14 protein-coding genes are annotated in these 16,632 nt (G+C 68.8%); 9 read left to right on the top strand and 5 right to left on the bottom strand.

Annotation, left to right across the window (positions count from 1 at the left end; all coding sequences use genetic code 11):
* The first annotated feature begins 79 nt into the window (after positions 1-79).
* Together ABD810_RS19465 and ABD810_RS19460 are read left to right on the top strand one after the other, a co-directional pair.
* Positions 80-1,816, top strand: coding sequence for a glycoside hydrolase family 97 protein (locus ABD810_RS19465; protein ID WP_344941840.1), 1,737 nt, complete (start codon positions 80-82; stop codon positions 1,814-1,816).
* 93 nt (positions 1,817-1,909) lie between these two features.
* On the top strand, positions 1,910-3,097 hold the full coding sequence (locus ABD810_RS19460; protein ID WP_344941837.1) for a hypothetical protein: 1,188 nt from the start codon (positions 1,910-1,912) through the stop codon (positions 3,095-3,097).
* A gap of 132 nt (positions 3,098-3,229) precedes the next feature.
* On the opposite strand, the gene ABD810_RS19455 is transcribed toward ABD810_RS19460, so the two are convergent.
* Together ABD810_RS19455 and ABD810_RS19450 are read right to left on the bottom strand one after the other, a co-directional pair.
* On the bottom strand, positions 3,230-5,023 hold the full coding sequence (locus ABD810_RS19455; RefSeq protein ID WP_344941834.1) for a glycoside hydrolase family 36 protein: 1,794 nt from the start codon (positions 5,021-5,023) through the stop codon (positions 3,230-3,232).
* Positions 5,024-6,205, bottom strand: coding sequence for an ROK family transcriptional regulator (locus ABD810_RS19450; protein ID WP_344941831.1), 1,182 nt, complete (start codon positions 6,203-6,205; stop codon positions 5,024-5,026).
* Positions 6,206-6,491: 286 nt separating this feature from the next.
* Here ABD810_RS19450 and ABD810_RS19445 point away from each other — a divergent pair, with 286 nt between their 5' ends.
* The 5 genes from ABD810_RS19445 to ABD810_RS19425 all read left to right on the top strand — a co-directional run bounded on the left by ABD810_RS19445 (position 6,492) and on the right by ABD810_RS19425 (position 11,031).
* Positions 6,492-7,799 (top strand): sugar ABC transporter substrate-binding protein, encoded by a 1,308-nt coding sequence (locus ABD810_RS19445; protein ID WP_344941829.1) that lies wholly within the window; start codon positions 6,492-6,494, stop codon positions 7,797-7,799.
* The gene (locus tag ABD810_RS19440) at positions 7,796-8,725 is read left to right on the top strand and encodes a carbohydrate ABC transporter permease (RefSeq protein ID WP_344941826.1); all 930 of its coding nucleotides are present in this window, start codon (positions 7,796-7,798) and stop codon (positions 8,723-8,725) included. The genes ABD810_RS19445 and ABD810_RS19440 overlap by 4 nt, the downstream gene beginning before the upstream one ends.
* Positions 8,722-9,582 (top strand): carbohydrate ABC transporter permease, encoded by an 861-nt coding sequence (locus ABD810_RS19435; RefSeq protein WP_344941823.1) that lies wholly within the window; start codon positions 8,722-8,724, stop codon positions 9,580-9,582. The genes ABD810_RS19440 and ABD810_RS19435 overlap by 4 nt, the downstream gene beginning before the upstream one ends.
* A gap of 61 nt (positions 9,583-9,643) precedes the next feature.
* Complete coding sequence (locus ABD810_RS19430) at positions 9,644-10,888, top strand: glucarate dehydratase family protein (protein WP_344941821.1); 1,245 nt, start codon at positions 9,644-9,646, stop codon at positions 10,886-10,888.
* Entirely contained in the window at positions 10,888-11,031 is a 144-nt protein-coding gene (locus tag ABD810_RS19425) for a hypothetical protein (RefSeq protein WP_344941818.1), read from the top strand. The genes ABD810_RS19430 and ABD810_RS19425 overlap by 1 nt, the downstream gene beginning before the upstream one ends.
* Here ABD810_RS19425 and ABD810_RS19420 read toward each other — a convergent pair.
* A complete protein-coding gene (locus tag ABD810_RS19420) occupies positions 11,014-12,699 on the bottom strand; it encodes a glycosyl hydrolase family 28-related protein (protein ID WP_344941815.1) in 1,686 nt (561 codons plus the stop codon). The two genes, ABD810_RS19425 and ABD810_RS19420, sit on opposite strands and share 18 nt — an antisense overlap.
* A 404-nt stretch (positions 12,700-13,103) precedes the next feature.
* On the opposite strand from ABD810_RS19420, the gene ABD810_RS19415 reads away from it, so the two are divergent.
* Positions 13,104-14,537 (top strand): Gfo/Idh/MocA family protein, encoded by a 1,434-nt coding sequence (locus ABD810_RS19415; protein ID WP_344941813.1) that lies wholly within the window; start codon positions 13,104-13,106, stop codon positions 14,535-14,537.
* Positions 14,538-14,896: 359 nt separating this feature from the next.
* Positions 14,897-15,406, top strand: coding sequence for a phosphate-starvation-inducible PsiE family protein (locus tag ABD810_RS19410; protein ID WP_344941810.1), 510 nt, complete (start codon positions 14,897-14,899; stop codon positions 15,404-15,406).
* Positions 15,407-15,466: 60 nt separating this feature from the next.
* On the opposite strand, the gene ABD810_RS19405 is transcribed toward ABD810_RS19410, so the two are convergent.
* The gene (locus tag ABD810_RS19405) at positions 15,467-15,943 is read right to left on the bottom strand and encodes an ester cyclase (protein ID WP_344941807.1); all 477 of its coding nucleotides are present in this window, start codon (positions 15,941-15,943) and stop codon (positions 15,467-15,469) included.
* A 151-nt stretch (positions 15,944-16,094) separates the two neighbouring features.
* Positions 16,095-16,544, bottom strand: coding sequence for a DUF1931 family protein (locus tag ABD810_RS19400; protein WP_344941804.1), 450 nt, complete (start codon positions 16,542-16,544; stop codon positions 16,095-16,097).
* Positions 16,545-16,632 lie beyond the last annotated feature (88 nt).

Raw genomic sequence — 16,632 nt, 5'->3', positions numbered from 1 at the left:
CACCTTAGGCTCTGCCCCACCGTGCGTGCGCTGACGAACAAGAATCCTCCGATGTCTCTGCATCCGAAAGGCAGCCGGTATGACCGACTGGACGCTCCGCGCCGAGGGCCTGGAGGTGGTGGTCGCCCTCTCCTCTGTGGGCGAACTCTCCTTGGAAGTACGGCGAGACGGCCTGCGACTGGTGGGCCCCTCACAACTGGGCGTAAGGACGGCGCACGCCGATCTGAGCAGCGCCCTGGTCTTCGACGAGATCCTCGAAAGGGAGATCCACGACACCTACGAGACGGTGACCGGGAAGCGACGGGAGCACACGTACGCCGCCCGTGACTGGACGCTTCGCTTCAAGGGGGCCGGCGACCGGCTCGACCTGCAGGTCCGGATCAGCGCGCAGGGCTGCGCATATCGCTACTCGGTGCCCTGGACGGGTCCGGTCACCATCTGCGAAGAGGTCTCCGAGTATGTCGTGCCCGGCCACGCCAGAGCGGTGCTGCTGCCCTACGAGAACGGCAGGTGCGACTACGAGGAGATCCACCACCATACGACGGTCGCCGAGGCCGAGCCGATCTTGTACGGCTACCCGTCGCTCTTCGCCGTGGAGGGCACCTGGATGCTGGTTACCGAGTCGGCCCTCGACGGCGGCTACGCCGGCTCGCGACTCAGGTTCGACGGCCGGGCCTTCCGCCTCGATCTGCCCGACCCCTATGTCACGGCCGCCAGCCCCCTGGTCACCCCCTGGCGGACCATGATTATCGGCGATCTCTCGACGATCGTGGAGAGCGACCTGGTCACGAGCCTGGCCGAGCCGTCCAGAGTGGCGGACACGTCCTGGATCAAGCCGGGCGCCGCCGCCTGGTCATGGTGGTCCGACGGCCCGTCGACCCGTGATCTGGACGCGCAGAAGCGCTGGGTGGACTACGCGGCCTCGCAAGGCTGGCCCTACATCCTCGCCGACGCCGGATGGAACAAGGAGTGGATGCCGGAGCTGATCGCCTACGCCACCGAGCGCCGGGTCGGGGTCTTCCTGTGGTCGCACTGGCAGCACCTGGACTCCGAGCTGGAGCACCGCGAGAAGCTCGCCGTCTGGAAGGAGTGGGGCGCGGCGGGCGTGAAGATCGACTTCACCGAGTCCGACGGGCAGGACCGGATGCGGTGGTTCGACGCCATACTCGAGGCCACCGCGCGGCACCGGATGATGGTCGTCTTCCACGGCGGCACAATCCCGCGCGGCACCGAGCGGACCTGGCCGCAGTTCATGACCGCCGAGGCGGTCAAGGGCGCAGAGTGGATCAAACCGAAGCCCGGCAAGGAACCCAGGTATCCGCCCACCCACTACCTGTCGCTGGCCTTCACCCGGAACGTGCAGGGCCCGATGGACTTCACTCCCTGCACGTTCACCGCGATACGGACGATCTCGGCCGGGTTCGAGCTGGCACTGGCCGTGATCTTCGAGTCGGGCGTCCAGCACTTCGCCGACGGCATCGAGGCGTACCAGGAGCGGCCCGAGGCGCAGCGGCTGCTCGCGGCGGTGCCCACCGCCTGGGACGACACCCGGCTGCTGTCCGGCGATCCGGCCGACCACATCGTGCTCGCGCGAAGAAGCGGCGGCGAGTGGTTCGTCGGCGCCGGGATCTCCGGGGAGGCCCGCACCCTCACTGTGCCGCTCGGCTTCCTGGAGGAGGGCGAGTGGACGGCCGACGTCTACCGCGATGCCCCGGATGACCAGATCCTCGCCGAGACACTCGCCGTCACCGCGGGCGGCAAGCTCGATCTGCCCGTTTCCGTCAACGGCGGCCTCACGTTGCATCTGAGGCGCTGACCCGCCGGAGCGCCTCCCCACCCCCCAAGGAGAAGTTCCATGTCCAGGTGCCGCCGACACGGCGCGGACCGCCCCCGACCGAAGCGGGCGACCATGAAGAGGTACGGCATGGGCGCCCTGGCGGCCCTCACTCTCGCGGCGAGCGTGGGGGCGGCCCCGGCGACCGCCCTCGGCCAGCGCTGGGAACCAAGCTGGAGCCCCGACCCTCGCATCGACGGCGTGGGCGCCTTCGAGGCGCTGGAGGACGACCGGCGAGGCTCGCACCCCGAAGGACTCCCGCACGTCTACGTGCAGGGCAACGCCTACCGCTTCGACGCGCACCTGGAGGATCGGGACGGCTCCGACCGAATGCGGAACGAGTCGCGCGGCATGCGCACGCGCAACGGCAGGAAGATCGAGATCCGCGAGGACGAAACCTGGCGGATCAGCTACCAGATGTACATCCCGGACACGCTTCACGCGACCCCAAGTTTTACCCACATCTGGCAGCTCAAGGCGCCGGACGTGAGCACCCCGCTGGCCCAGTTGTCCCTGCCGATCGTGAACGGCGTGCCGAAGATCCAGGCCCGGTACTGGGAAGTGGACGACTCGGTCCACGAAGTCGGCGCGGCCGACCTGGCACCCATCCAGAACAAGTGGGTCACCACCACACTGGAATTCAAGTCCGGTGACGACGGCTACCTGCGCTGGGTGCTCCAGGACGGGAAGCGGACACTGGCCGACAAGCGGGTCGACCACATCGACCTGTGGTTCAGCGACGAGGGGTACAACCGGCCCAAGTGGGGCGTCTACCGAAGCATCAGGAGCGCCGGCCTGGAGGAGACCTACCTGCTCGTCAGGGACCTCAAAGCGTGGCGGCTCGGGCCGCGGAACCCGGTCCCGTCCACCCCGCCGCCGGATCGCGGCCCGGGAGCCTACGAGGCTGAGCGCGTCGGCAACGTCTTCGAGGGCGCGGCGGAGCCCGCCAGGTGCGGGGTGTGCTCAGGCGGCCACAAGGTCCTGCTGACCGGCGGCAACATCTACGACTACACCGTCATCAGGGGCGTGCTGTCGGAGACCACCGGCGCCAGGGAACTGACCGTGCACGCTCTGGTGGACGGCGCGCAGACCTTCTTCGTCAGCGTCAACGGCGCCGACGCGATCCAGGTGCCGATGAGCGGGAACAAGGAAGCCGTGTCGACCGCGACGGTCCAGGTGCCGCTCGTGGCGGGCGTCAACACGCTTCGCTTCTACAACCTCAGCGCCCGCACCCCCGAACTCGACAAGATCGTCATCAGGTAGCGCCCGCGTCGATCGGGCGACGGAGCGTTCAGCCGGCCAGAGGGGTACGGCCGGCCCGGCCTGTTCCCGCCGTCGCTCTACCAGGCCCGGTACTTCGACAGGCTGACCGCCAGAGGGTGCGGCGTGGACGGTTCAGGGGGTGAGCCTGAGCAGGCCACCGGTCGGCACCCGCACCATGTTCACACCGCGGCTCAGCCGTACGAGTTGCTCGTCGACCGGCCGGCCGGCGCAGTCGGCCACCGTCGCGGTGGCCGTGGCCGGCTCGCGGACCAGTAGCTGCACGTCGGCCGAGTCGTCGGCGTTGGCCAGCAGCAGCACCCGTCCCGGCTCGACCGGGACGGGCACCGGCGCGTATCTGGCGGCGATCACCGTGTCCTCCCCGAGTGCCCGCACGAGCGGGTAGAGCAGGTCGGGCCGCGACGGCTCGAACACGCCGCCTTGCAGCACGGCGGCGTGTTCCTTGACGAAGGCGAGCCAGAACCGCAGCACCGCCGTCTGCTCCGGCGTCTGCGCGGCCAGGTCCACGGAGATCTGCGGGACCGCGAACAGCGCGTTGACGAGCTGCACGGCCACCCCCTCGGGGCTCTCGCCCGGATGCCACATGATCATGTCGGCGTGCACGGCGAGCGGCCCGGCGACGAGCCGCAGGTCCACCGTCCGCTGCCGGTTGTGCGCGGGGCTGAGCGGACAGTCAGAGGCCCGGATCATGGTCGCGTACGGCCACAGCCCCGGGCTCACGTACGGCTGCCGCAGCTCGACCATCGCGTCCCCGGGGAGCGACGCGCCCAGTTGGGCCATGAGCCTGCGCACGCCCTCGTTGACCGTCGCGCAGTCGGCCTCCGGGCCGGGCGGCGGCGGATCCTCGACTGCGAACTGGTCGATGAAGTCGATCTTGATACCGTCGGCGCCCCATTCCCGGACCGCCCGTGCGAGGTTGGCGGTGAGCAGGTCGCGGACGGCCGGGTAGCGCGGGTCGACGACGGCGGCGTCCATGTGTTCCTTGTACGCCAGCGTGTACGGCTGGACCCGTTCCCACAGGGCGGTGTGACGGCCGACAAAGGGAAGGGCGTACCAGATCATGTAGGCGACCCCCGTGCCGCGCACCTTCGCCACGTGGTCCGAGATGTCGGGGAACGAAACCGGAGAAGGCTCCCACTCCCCCACGTACCCGTAGCCGCGCCCTCGGTCGTCGCTGTGCCAGCCGTCGTCCACGATGATCGCCTCGCAGCCGAGCCCGGCCGCCAGTTCCGCCTGCCTTTCGACACTCTGGGCGTCGACGTGCTGCTGCATCGCGTACCAGGTGGAGTAAGCGGGCTGCCGAGCGGCCCGTGGCACGCCCCCCGGGCGTGCGGCGGCGTCCGGCCTGTCCTGCCACCAGGCGGCGATGTCCGCCAACGCGCGGGAGAACGGCCGGCCGCCGAGGTCGAGCCGGAGCACCAGCCCGGTGTCCGCGGACGCCTCGTGCTCGGCCCAGAATCCGAACTCGCCCGTCTCCTCGACGACCCCGGCCCGGATCTGGACCGGACGCACGACCTCGGCGACCGCGAACGCGCACAGGGTGACGTCGCCGGCCCCGACCAGGCATCCGGCGGGAGCGCCCTTCTCCAGCGAGGCGGTCCGCGGCCTGCGCCAGAACGGCGGCAACCCGCGATGGCCGTCGTCCGGTGCCCAGTAGGCGGTGGCGTTCGCGCACGGGATTCGCCAGGAGACCCGAATCCGGCACCTCACCCGCGGGAGGACCCGCACCTCCACGGCACCGCCGGCGAGCGGGTGCACGCTCCAGGTCGTCTCGGCCGTGGCGGTCCCCGTGAGGACGAGCTCGACGCCGCGAGGGGCCAGTCCTGTGGGAATCCGGATCTCACGGCGCCGCGCCGGAGCGGAGTCGTGCGGCTCCCAGATACCGGAGGCCGCCGTAGAGGTCGTCACCTAGGTCTCCTGGAGGGTGAACAGCGACTGGATGGCGACCGCGGCGGCGCCGCGCGCCCACTGCTCGAAGGTTCTGGGGCGAAGGATCACCCGGCAGTCGGCGGCGGCGCCGAACGCCTGGCCGGCGAACGCCCGGGTGATCTGCTTCTCGACCAATTCGTACGACGCGAGCCCCGCCACGTCTCCGGTCACAATGATGCGCTCGGGGCCGAACAGGTTGGCCATCGCTGCCATGGCCAGGCCGATGGCGTGCCCGGCGCGGGCGAGGACCTCTCTCATGGCGGGATCGCCCGCGCGCGCGATCGCGAGCACGCGCTCGATGGTCAGCGACTCGTCCCCGGTGGCCGCCCGCGCCGCCACCAGGATCGGCTCGGTGCCGGCGATCGCCTCCACGCAACCGGCTCCGCCGCAGTGGCATGGCGGCCCGTCCCCGCCCACCGGCACGTGCCCGATCTCCCCGGCCACCCCGTGGGCACCCGCGACCACCCGGTCGTTCACCACCAGGCCGCAGCCGATCCCCGTGCCCACGGTGACCACGGCGAACGACGACGCCCCGATGCCCTCGCCGAACCACTGCTCGGCGACCGTGAGCGCCTTCACGTCGTTCTCGACCGTCACACTCAGGCCCGTCCGGGCCGCGACCAGCTCCGCGAGGGGCACCTGGTGCCAGCCCAGGAACGGGGAGTACCTCACCAGGCCGCCGGCCTTGTCGACGTCGCCCGAGATCGCCATGCCGAGGGAGTGGCACCGATCGCCGTACTCGGGGGCGCTCGCCAGCAGGTCGGCCACGAGCGCCGCCAGCTCGGCCACCACATCCTGGACCGACGGCGACGGGAGCGCCCTGTGCGCGGTGACCTGCACCTGGGCGGACAAGTCGGTCACCACGCCGATGAGCTCGCTGTCGGTGATCTTCACACCGATGAAGAACTCCCGGTCGGAGCGGATGGTGAGCGGACTGGCAGGCCGGCCCGCGCCCGGTGCCGAGCGCTCGGTGGCGTCCAGCTCCCGCAGGTAGCCGGCGTCGATGAACGGGCGGGCCGCCTTGGTGACGGCCGCGGAGGAGAGACCGGTGCGCCGCGCGATCTCCACGCGGGAGACGGGACCCTGAGTGAGGATCATGGTGAAGACCGCGAAGGCGGCCGGGCTGGTCAGCGGCTCAGGACGGCGCTGGGGTGTGAGCACGGGGGCATCGTAGCAGTAATTAACTTCGTCAAGAATTGAATTCTGAGTGCGGACGGTCCAGACTTCGGTGCATGATCTCCTGCAGCCTCAGCCGGTCGGGGGCGGCGCAGTGGGCCCACTCGTCCGGCGACGCCGGTGACCAGGATGCGTATAACAGCCGTTGTCCACAAATCTGGCTGAGATTCACACTCATGAATTTGCGGTCCCATTGACTGTGATTCAAATCACTCGTTACCGTCACCGGGGACGCGCGAAATAGCCCCCTACGCGAAGAGGAGGCGGTTCGATGCCCCGCTCCGTGCTCAGGACCGCGATCGCCATGACCCTTGTCGCCACCCTGGCCGGATGCGGTTCCGGTCAGGGAACGACCGCAGAACCCTTGGAGATCTGGATCCGCCAGGCGCCCGACTCAGCCTCCGCCAAGACGGCGAAGAGACTCGCCGACGCCTTCACGAAGGCCTCTGGAGTGCCGACCAAGGTCGTCGCGCTCTTCGACGACTTCGAGACCAAGCTGCAGCAGCAGGCCGCGCAGAAGAACCTGCCGGACATCGTGATCAATGACACCGCCCAGATCGGCACCATGCAACAGCAGGGCTGGTTGCGGGAGGTCGACAAGAACGCGCTCGCCGGCGGTGCCAAGCTCGCCGACCTGGCGTGGAAGGCCGCCCAGGCCGGCAATGGCAAGTACTACGGGGTACCGTTCTCCGCGCAGGCGTTCGCCCTGATCGTCAGGAAGGACTGGCGTGAGAAGGTCGGCCTGAAGCCCCCGCAGACCTGGGATGAGCTGGCCAAGCTGGCCAAGGCGTTCACCGACGACGACCCTGACGGCAACGGCCAGGACGACACCGCGGGCCTGGTCGCCCCGGCGGGGACCAAACGCGGCTACGCGTCGTGGTACGCGTCGTCGTTGATCTACGCCAACGGCGGCGACTTCCTCACCGCGACGGGCCCCGGCAAGTTCGCCCCCGCGGTGAGCGACCCGAAGACCGTCGAGGCCGTGAAGTGGCTGCAGGACCAGTTCTGCACGGCCAAGACCGTCAACCCGGGTGCGGTCAGCAACGACACCACCGTCACCCACGAGGTGTTCGAGAAAGGCCAGGGCGGCATCTACCTGGTCGGCCCCTACGTGCTCGCCAGGTTCGTGAAGAGCATCGGCACCGAAAAGCTCGAGGTCGTGCCCGTACCCAAGGGCCCGTCGGGCGGCCCCGGCACGCTGGGCGAAGGCGAGAACGTCTACATGATGGCGGGCTCGGACAACGAGGACGGCCAGAAGAGGTTCGCGGAGTTCTCCGTCTCTCCCGAGGGCCAGCGGATCGGCATGAACAAGGACGCCGACGGGGTGATCGTCAGGCTTCCCGTCAACAGCGAGGTCGACATGGCCGCCGAACGCCAGGACCCACGCTGGAAGGTGTTCCAGGACGCCTATCGCGACGCGGTCTACAGCCCGCCGGTGCCCAACTGGACTCCGATCCGCCAGACCTCCGCAGACGCGATCAACGCGGTGTGGGCCGACTGCTCCGCCGACGTGAAGGCGGCGATGGACACTCTCTCCGGCAAGATCGCCCAGGAACTCCAGGCGCAGAAGGCGTCATGACGCCGACGCTCACCCGAGCGCCCGGAAGGCGGGCGCCTGCCCGTCGCCGCTCCATGTGGGAGCGGCGACGGGGGACGCTGATCACCTGGCTCTTCCTAGGACCCGCACTCCTGCTTTTCCTGTACTTCAAGTTCATCCCGATGCTTGAGGGCCTGCGGATGAGCTTCTTCGAGGTCCGCCCTTATCTCGGCGACGAGTGGGTGGGCCTCGACAACTACCGCGCGATCGTCAGCGACGGCGAGTTCCTCTCGGCCATCTGGCACAGCGCGGTGCTGGCGCTCGGCACCACCGCGGGCTCCCTGGTGCTCGGCCTGGGGCTCGCACTGCTCATCGAGGGCCCGGCCAGATACCTCTGGTTCGTCAGGACGGCGGCGTTCCTGCCCGTCGTCACCACCATGGCGGCGGTGGCCGAGGTATGGCGGATCATGTACCACCCGGGCGACACCGGACTGCTCAACTCCGTCCTCGGCTGGATCTCGCTCGATCCGCAGCCCTTTCTGGCCAGTGAGGACTCCTCACTGCTGTCGATCATGGGTATGAGCATCTGGCGGGGCACGCCGTACGACATGATGATCTTCCTGGCCGGCCTGGTCGGTGTGGACCGCACGCTCTACGAGGCGGCGGCCGTGGACGGCGCGTCGACCTGGGCCCGGTTGCGGCACATCACGCTGCCCGCGCTGCGACCGGTGTTCTGGATCCTGTTCACGCTCGCCGCGATCCGCGGTCTGCGGGTCTTTGTGGAGGTCTACGTACTCACCAACGGCGGCCCGAACGGGTCGAGCGAGGTGCTGATGACGCTGATCTACAAGCTCGGCCTGCAGCGCGGCGAGCTGGGCGTCGCGGCGGCGGGCTCGATCGTGCTGTTCGCCGCCACGCTGGTGCTCACAGTGCTGGTACAGATGCTGCGCAGGAGGCAGGCATCATGAGGTTCGACAGCGCGCTGGGCCTTGAGTCCCGGCGCGGCGTGGGCGCGACCACGGCCAAGGTCGCGGTCTACGCCGTGATGGTGCTCGTCTTCACGGGTCCCCTGCTCGGCCTGCTGATCAGCGCGTTCAGCAAGACCCTCGACCCCACCGCATTCTCGTTGTGGCCGGAGGAGCTGACGCTGCAGAACTTCGTCCAGGCCGGCGAGAAGAACGTCTACCTCTACCTGCTCAACTCCTTTGCGGTGGTCGGCTTCGGCCTCCTGCTGCAGATGATCGTCAGCGTCTTCGCCGCGTACTCCCTGGCCCGCAAGAAGTTCCGCGGCATGTCGGTCGTGCTGCTGCTCATCCTGACCACCATGATGCTGCCGGAGGAGGTCATCGCCATCCCGCTGTCGATCGTGCTGGCCGATCTGCCACTGATTCACACCAACCTGATCGGCACGTACGCCGGCATGATTCTGCCGGTCGGCGCGTGGGGCTTCTCAATCCTGGTCATGACCGAGTTCATGAAGGACGTGCCCGTCGAGCTGGAGGAGGCGGCCCGCATCGACGGCGCCGGCGAGCTGCGGACGTTCTTCACCATCATCCTGCCGCTGTGCCGTCCGGCGCTGGGCGTGATCGGGGTCTTCGGGTTCACCATGATCTGGGACCAGTACCTACTCCCGCTGATCGTGGCCACCGAGTCGAGCCAGTGGACGCTGCCGATCGCGCTGCGCTCCCTGCGCTCGGACGAGGAGGTGGGAATCGGCGTGCTGCTCGCCGCGTCGCTGCTGGCGCTGCTGCCGTCGATCATCGCCTTCCTGGCCTTCCAACGGCAGTTCATGCGGGGCCTGACCAGCGGCGCCATCAAGGGATAGCCGCGCAGCGCCCCTTCGCGGAGCCGCCCCGGCCGGCAACCGCAGAGACGAATGGAGCCGCATGATCATTCGTGAGATTCGGGTCACCCCTGTCGCGTTCCGCGATCCGCCGCTGCTCAACGCGTCGGGAGTACACCAGCCGTGGGCGCTGCGTACGGTCGTCGAGGTGGTGACGGACGAGGGCCTCACCGGGCTCGGCGAGACCTACGGCACCCTGGACCACCTCGAGAAGGTCCGCTCGGTGGCGCCCGCACTCCTCGGCCTGGACGTACACGCCCAGAACGAGGTGTACGCCAGGGTGTCCGCGCTGATCGGGGATCCGCCCTCGCCATCCGGCGTGCCGACCGGAGAGCGGCCCATCGACCGGGTCTACTCCCCGTTCGAGGTGGCCTGCCTCGACATCCGCGGCAAGGCGCTCGGCAGGCCGGTCGCCGATTTGCTCGGCGGCGCCGTACGCACCGCCGTGCCGTTCAGCGCCTACCTCTTCTACAAGTGGGCCGGGCATCCGGGCGCCCCCGACGACCGGTTCGGCGAGGCCCTCACCCCCGAGGGCCTCGTCGCACAGGCACGACTGCTGATCAGCGAGTACGGCTTCCGCTCGATCAAGGTCAAAGGCGGCGTGTTCCCTCCGGAGCGGGAGATCGAGGCGATCCACGCCTTGCGCGCGGCGTTCCCCGGCCATCCCCTGCGTCTGGACCCCAACGCGATATGGTCGGTCGAGACCTCCATAAACGTGGCCAGAGCCCTCGACGGCGTGCTCGAGTACCTGGAGGACCCGACGCTCGGCATCCCCGGCATGGCGGAGGTGGCCGCCGCGGCGCCGATGCCGCTGGCGACGAACATGTGCGTGGTCGCGTTCGAGCACCTGCCCGAGGCGATCGGCACAGGTGCGATCAGGGTGCTGCTGTCCGACCACCACTACTGGGGCGGCCTGGTCAGGTCGACCCAACTCGCCCGGCTGTGCGCGACGTTCGGGATCGAGGTGTCCATGCACTCCAACTCCCACCTCGGGATCAGCCTGGCCGCCATGACCCACCTCGCGGCGGCCGTGCCCGGCGTGACGACCGCCTGCGACACGCACACGCCCTGGCAGGACGGCCAGGACGTGCTGGCGGCCGGGGCGCTCCGATTCGTGGACGGCATGGTGCCCGTGCCCACCGGGCCGGGCCTCGGTGTCGAACTGGACAGGGACGCTCTGGCGGTCATGCATGAGCAGTACCTGAAGTGCGGCATAACGACCAGGGACGACACGTCCTACATGCGAGCCTTCGATCCCTCTTTCTCCTCAAGGAGACCCCGCTGGTAATGATCGCCTATATCTACCCGTGGGATGTAGTGGGCGACCCGGCCGCCCCCGAGCGGCTGGCCGGATTCGGTGTGGACGCCGTCGTCCAGGTCGGCAAGAGCGGACCTAGCGACGGCGTCCCGGTCTCAGTCCGTGAGGCGTAGGCGGTCGCGCTGGGCCGCGTAGAGGTCCGGGACCCGGGGGCGGCTGCCGTGGTCGGCGACGACGCTTTCCAGGTCTCCGGCGAAGTCGGGAGGCAGCTCGCTGGCCGTCCCGGTCGCACCCTGGACGCCGACGGTCACGCTGCGGGGTGCGACGTCCGCGATCGTTACGGCGTACGGGCTGCCGCCGGTGAGCTTGACGTTCCAGTGCGCGATCCGCGCGCCGAACAGCGGGCCGGAGGCGGCGGACCCGCCGACTCGGCCGTTGTTCGCGAGCGTGATGTTGGTCCGGGCGTTCTCGAACGGCAGGGCCCGATGGGTGTCGAAGGTGCCCTCGGCCATCCGCCCGCGCCGCCAGACATTGCCCGACGACAGGCCCTCCACGTTGAGGCCGTGGTGGATCGCGCCCGACGGCACCGGCACGGTGAAGGCCTCGATCTCGAAATCGTCCACCAGATTGTCGTGCGACTGCATCCGGCAGGCGAAGCTGTGGTGGGCGGACCGGCCGCCGACGGCGACGCGGTGGAGAGTGTTCGACTTGGCGGTGGTGAAGCCGAACCCGAGGTCGCAGTTCTCCACCCGGACGTCCCTGGCCCAGCAGTCGTGCACGGCCTGGAAGCACACGCCGTTCGAGCCGGGGTGCTTGTTGTGCGCGGTCATCGCGACGAGTTCGTTGCGCACGGTCAGCTCCTCGACGCCGCTGTCGTGCACCGTCGGCCCGAGGGCGCGGAGCCGGGCGGGCCAGCCCGGACGGAGGTCGTACCTGAGCGGCTGGGCCAGCCTGACCAGGCGGGCGCCCAGCACCGCCTCGACCCGGACCGGCCACTGGAGGGTCGCGTACTGGACGTACTGCCCGCCCGAGCCGGTCACGAGCTGCGGCGCCCGGCGCGGCCAGTCGTAGGACCCGGTGCCGGGGACGTCGCCGGCGAGGTGCATCAGCAACGTCGCGTCCGGCGGGTTCTCGCATTCGAGCACCACCATGTCGCCCACGCGCAGCCTGCTCGTGTCGGACACCACAAGCGTCCTCTGGCCCCGCGAGGCGGCGCCGGCCTCGGCCAGGGTGTCGCCCAGCAGCCAGCCCTCGGTCCCCGCGTAGTCCTCGGACTCCGACCTGGCCCGCCGCTCGGCCGCGATGAACCAGATCTGGCCGCCGAGCCACGACCAGCGGCTGTTGCCGTTGGACTGCCGGGCGGGGCGGTATCCGTCGTCGAGCGTCCGGGTGAAGTGCAGCACGGTCCCCTCGCGCCCGGCACCCCGCAGGACGACGTTCGACCAGTGCACGAACACCGGCGACGACAGCCGATAGGTGCCGCGTGGAACCAGCACCACACCACCGCCGCGTTCCCCCACTGAGCGCAGCGCGGCGTCGAAGGCCGGGGCGCAGTCGGTCGTCCCGTCGGCGCGGGCGCCGAAGTCGGTCACCTTCGCCACGGTCCGGGGCTTGGGTATGGACGAGCCCAGGCGGTAGCCCGCCCGCGCGATGTCGGGCACCACCGGGTGCGAGCCCTCCGCCTGTGCCCACTGGTCCAGCAGCGCCGCCGACGCGTCTTCCGCCCTGCCGGTGACCGCCGCCCCGGCCGACGCCGCGAGGGCCGGTGCGGTCATGGTGGTAAGCGCGGCGCCCGCCGCGCCGCCGATCAGCGCGCGGCGGCTCATGTGGGAAGGATGCATGGAACTCCTCAGGGGTCTATCCCATGGACAGCCGGCCCGGGCCGGGCGCAGCGGCCGTGTCGTCGTGGATCTCGATGGGGTCGGCTCCGGCCCGCACTGCTGGTGAGGGAACACGGCGGAATCGCATGGCGATCGCTCTCTGACAGGGGGTGCCAACAAGCCCAAACATCCGATGAATACATCGCAGCTGACTGCCTGTCAATACTTCTTGCCCAGAAACCGGCTGACCCATCCGATGACTTCGCACCTGGAGGCACAGGAGCGGCTGCGGTGGTACGACGAGGTTCTGCGTGACCTGGCCGACAGCGCTCGGATCTATGGGCCCTCTTGACCTTGGTCTGGACCGGAAATACCGTCATAGGGTCCTAACACATCCGATCTATCTACGATGAGGGGCATCCAGCGTGAGCACCAGGGCAGGCACCGGTGTGGTGCCGCAGTTCGTCGACCCGCCCCCCTCTCGCCCCCGCCACCGCTACGCCATGGCCGGCACCGGCCACAGGGCCGGTATGTACGTCGCGGCGTTGACAGGCGAGCACGCTGACGTAGGCGAAATCGTCGCGTGGCTCGACCCGAACCCAGCTCGCATGGACTGGTACGACGCCGAGGCAGGCCGCGCGTTGGGACTCGGCAGGCCTGCGGGATTGCCGCGTTACACCCCAGACGAGCTCGAGGTGATGGTCGCCGAGCAGCGGGCCGATACGGTGATCATCACAAGCGTGGACCACACACACGCCGAACTCGCCGACCGCGCGCTGCGCGCAGGCGCGGACGTCATTGTTGAAAAGCCCCTGACAACCGACGAGGACGGATGCCGGGCGATCACGCAGGCCGTCGCGGACACCGGCCGCGACGTAATGGTCACGTTCAATTACCGCTACGCACCACGTAACTCGATGCTGCGGCACGTCATCGCCTCCGGAGCGATCGGCGAGGTGACGAGCATGCACTTCGAGTGGGCGCTGGACACCATGCATGGAGCCGACTACTTCCGCCGCTGGCACCGCGAGAAGGCCAATTCCGGAGGGCTACTCGTGCACAAGGCGAGCCATCATTTCGATCTGGTGAACTGGTGGATCGGCGACGTACCCGCCAAGGTCTACGCCTCGGGCGCGCTTCGCTTCTACGGAGACAAGAACGCCGCCGCAAGAGGAATGAGCGGGCGGCCCAAGCGCGGCACGGGCACCCAGGGTGACCCGTTCTGTCTGGACCTGCGCGCGGATCCGCGCCTGGACGCCCTGTATCTCCAGGCCGAGCACCACGACGGCTACCGGCGCGACCAGGACCCGTTCGCGCCCGGCATCACGATCGAAGACAACATGGCCGTCATCGTCGACTACCGCCGCGGGGCTACGCTGACCTACTCACTCAACGCACACAGCCCCTGGGAAGGCTACCGAGTCTCGGTCAACGGAACTACCGCTCGTGCCGAACTCCAGGTCGTGGAACGCGGATTCATCGACCTCGACCAAGACGGGAACGCCCTCCTCGATCCCTCGGCCATGCCAGGAGGCTTCGTGCAGGATCCTCTGCGCCCCGAAGGTGAGCACCTGGTCGTCCAGCGACACTGGCATCGGGCCGAAGAGGTGGCCATCCCCGACGGCATCGGGGGGCATGGCGGTGGTGATGCGATCTTGCTGAAGGACCTGTTCCGCCGGGATCTCCGGGTCGGAGCCGACCCGCTCAGACGCGCCGCGGACCACCTCGACGGACTGCGGGCGGTCGCGGTCGGCATCGCCGCCAACCAGTCGCTCGTCACCGGACGACCCATCCTCGTCGACGACCTGGCCCTCGGCATGGACATCGGCGCCGACGCGCCCCCGCGGCCGTCGCGGTAACGATCAGCACAGTACGCGCCGATGACCTGCCCGCCCTGACAGCTTCACCCTCGGCCTGGACAAGGACAAACAGGCGATGCCAGAGCCGTTGGCTGGGCAGACCCTTGAGCTGATCCGTTCATAACGAGCTGTCACGTCTTGGGCGAAAGCACGGCAAAGGGTGCGGTACGGATACGGCCCCGATGGCGGGACGGGTATCTAACCTCCTGTCGGGGCATACCGGCGCGCTGGGAACGGCGATTGGCGGGTCGCGGCATCGGAGGCGCGGTCATCCTCCACGGCATTCCGGCCGTGTGAGCGTCCAAGAGAGCGGCGAGGCCATGGAGGGCGGGCAACCCAGGGGCGGGCGGGGTTCCCGGGTGACCGCGATCATGCGGAACGGGTCGCAGCAGAAGATGCTGCGCTTCCTCGTTTGGGCCGAGGGTGTGGTTCTCTATCTGGTCTCGCTCATGCTGCTCGTCGTCGCAGCGGCCGTCATCGTCTTGATGTGGATCACAGTGGCGCAGAGCTCCGGACCGTGGACGACCAAGATTGTCATCGTCATCGAAGAACTGCTTCTCGTCCTCATCATTCTGGAGATCTTCGTCACCGTTCTGGCGCATCTCGAAGGCGGGCGGCTCGAGCTGGAACCTTTCATCATCGTGGGCGTCATCGCGGTGGTCCGGCACATCCTGTCGGTGGTCGTCCGGCTCGCCGTGTCCATGACCGCGGCCGAGAGCCGCGCGCAGTGGATCGAGTTGGCCGTCTACGCCGGCGTGGCGTTGCTGCTGGTCGCCGCGCTGGCCGTCGCGCGATGGTCTCAGCGGCTGGCTGATCAGGAACCGTCCGTCGGGCGCGGTACCGGCGGCGGACCACCGCCAGCGGAGTGACCGGCGGATGCCCGCGGAGGCGCCCGACGGCCACGCCGAACGGGTGGCCACATCGAATTCTCAGTCGCCGGGCGATGGCGGTCCCTCGCCTGCGGATGATGAGCGATCGTCGAAGACGAGTTCGCCACCAAGCTGGCTGTACAGCTCCAGTTGGTCGTAGTAGATCCGATGACTGATGATCTTGTCGTCGCCCACGGAGCAGGTGCTGGTGCCGCGAACGGCGACGGGACGGCCGGTTGGGTCCAGCACACCCCCGCCGGGCAGCACCAAAGACCCGTTATGCGTGCCGGTGAGCGTCCATTCGGTCACCGCGGGATCGGCGCACAACACTGTGTGCCAGACCGTCATGCGCAGGTCCGGAAACCCTGTGAAGACCTCCTCGTAGAACGAGGCGATCTGGTCGTGTCCTTCCGCGACGCCCTCTGGGGTCACCAGGACCCCGTCCTGGCTATGGCACTGAAGAATACGATCCAGATCGTGGGCGTTGAAGGCCTCCAACAGCTTGTCCTTGAGTTCGCGAGCGTCGCCCATGATCATCACCCCCCTTGATAGGGACCTTCCGGCGATGGGCGCGCCATTACGGCGACCGGCCTTCGCCCGGGCTGACCGCGGTGATGGCGTGCGCACTCGCGGCGGTGGCCGGTCGCCGGGCACCAGCTGAGCCGGCCGGGATGGATGACGGACCGCCTCAGAGCAGCAGGTCGAAGACACGTATCGTGCGCTCCCACTGCTCAGTCGCGGGGTTGATCACGTCCGGATCCACGATCTTGAAAGTCTGAGCCAGTGCCACTGACAGGCCGCCGACGATCTCGGGCAAGCGGCCGACGGTCTCTTCGCTGGCCGACAGGTCGAGCGGAGGCAGCGCGGCAAGCTGCTCCAGGATGGGTTCCAGCTCGATGTCCTCATCAAGCCGGCGGAACCGGTGGATGCTCTCCTGGAGGCCCTTGGTGATGGGTAGATCCCAGGGTTCGATGATGTCGCGACGGTTCGCCTTGGCGTGGGCCTGGCCGATCACCAGAAGGTCGTAGACCTTGTCGTTCACGAAGTCGCTGTAGCGCCGGAGGTCGTCCTTGTCGACGTCGACACCTGCGGCGCTGCGGAAGAAGCGTTCGAATCTCGACACCGCCATGAGAACCATGAAGGTCTCCTTCCTTCCGGCCCGGAGTCACTCTCCAGCCTGGAGGTAGTCGTGGACCGGCCGTACGGCCATGGCGCCTTCACCGACC

The sequence above is a fragment of the Sphaerisporangium flaviroseum genome, from assembly GCF_039537005.1.
GTDB classification, from domain to species: Bacteria; Actinomycetota; Actinomycetes; order Streptosporangiales; family Streptosporangiaceae; genus Sphaerisporangium; species Sphaerisporangium flaviroseum.
This window is presented reverse-complemented; position numbering and strand designations above follow the sequence as displayed.

Bases quoted from the DNA above. Each gene is read 5' to 3' on its own strand.
- ABD810_RS19465 (WP_344941840.1), top strand. From the start codon at position 80: ATGACCGACTGGACGCTCCGCGCCGAGGGCCTGGAGGTGGTGGTCGCC.
- ABD810_RS19460 (WP_344941837.1), top strand. From the start codon at position 1,910: ATGAAGAGGTACGGCATGGGCGCCCTGGCGGCCCTCACTCTCGCGGCG.
- ABD810_RS19445 (WP_344941829.1), top strand. From the start codon at position 6,492: ATGCCCCGCTCCGTGCTCAGGACCGCGATCGCCATGACCCTTGTCGCC.
- ABD810_RS19440 (WP_344941826.1), top strand. From the start codon at position 7,796: ATGACGCCGACGCTCACCCGAGCGCCCGGAAGGCGGGCGCCTGCCCGT.
- ABD810_RS19435 (WP_344941823.1), top strand. From the start codon at position 8,722: ATGAGGTTCGACAGCGCGCTGGGCCTTGAGTCCCGGCGCGGCGTGGGC.
- ABD810_RS19430 (WP_344941821.1), top strand. From the start codon at position 9,644: ATGATCATTCGTGAGATTCGGGTCACCCCTGTCGCGTTCCGCGATCCG.
- ABD810_RS19425 (WP_344941818.1), top strand. From the start codon at position 10,888: ATGATCGCCTATATCTACCCGTGGGATGTAGTGGGCGACCCGGCCGCC.
- ABD810_RS19420 (WP_344941815.1), bottom strand. From the start codon at position 12,699: ATGCATCCTTCCCACATGAGCCGCCGCGCGCTGATCGGCGGCGCGGCG.
- ABD810_RS19405 (WP_344941807.1), bottom strand. From the start codon at position 15,943: ATGATCATGGGCGACGCTCGCGAACTCAAGGACAAGCTGTTGGAGGCC.
- ABD810_RS19400 (WP_344941804.1), bottom strand. From the start codon at position 16,544: ATGGTTCTCATGGCGGTGTCGAGATTCGAACGCTTCTTCCGCAGCGCC.